At 25.4% G+C, this 919-nt stretch carries 1 protein-coding gene; it reads right to left on the reverse strand.

The window, feature by feature from the left end:
- Positions 1–57: 57 nt before the first annotated feature.
- Positions 58–885 carry an ankyrin repeat domain-containing protein gene (locus EZH24_RS12660; protein ID WP_137999399.1) on the reverse strand — a complete coding sequence of 276 codons (828 nt, stop codon included), beginning with the start codon at positions 883–885 and terminating at the stop codon, positions 58–60.
- Positions 886–919: the final 34 nt, after the last annotated feature.

Genomic DNA, 919 nt, shown 5'->3' on the forward strand with positions numbered 1-919 from the left:
CTCAATTTTATTGCCAAATATTATAACATAAAAAAATATTTTTAGAAACATATTTAATTATTTAGCACCATTGGCTTTTAATAATTCTGCTACTTCTAAATGCCCATTTTTTAAAGCATATTTAAAAGCATGCCTATCATTTTTTACATCTGCCCCATTATCAATTAAATATTTTACTATATCCAAATGTCCGTTTTTTGAGGCATTACTTAAACTTGTATCTGAGTATTTATCACCTATTATATTAATATCCGCTCCATTATCAATTAGATATTTTACTATATCCAAATGTCCATTCCCAGAAGCATATAATAAAGCTGTTCTATAGGAATAATCTCTCATATTAACATCAGTACCTAATTCTATTAAATAACTAACTATATCTAAATAACCATTTTCAGAAGCATACATTAAAGCATGTCTGTCATTTTTAAACTCAGCCCCTTTATCTATAAGCAGTTTTACTAATTCTAAATTACCATTTTTTGCAGCAGAACTTAATGCATGCCGATCATGTGACGCTTCGTATCCTTTTTCTAATAAATACTTTGCTATTTTTCTATATCCTTTTTCTAAAGAATACATCAAAGCATATCTGTCATTTTTAAACTCTGAACATTCATCTATAAGAAGTTTGACTATATCAAAATGACCATTTTTTGAAGCATAAGTTAAAGCTGTCTTGTAATAATAATCTTTTATATTGATATCAGCTCCATTATTAATTAAATATTTCACTATATCTAAACAGCCATTTTCAGAAGCATACATCAAAGGCGTTTTATAATAATCATCTTCTGTATTAATATCATATCCAGATGATATTAAAAACTTTACTATTTCTAAATCATTATTTTTAACTGCTTCTAATAATTGTATATTCATATTATAAATAACTATAAAATCACAATTTTAAAAT

It is taken from the genome of Brachyspira catarrhinii (assembly GCF_005518285.1).
Taxonomy (GTDB): Bacteria; Spirochaetota; Brachyspiria; order Brachyspirales; family Brachyspiraceae; genus Brachyspira; species Brachyspira catarrhinii.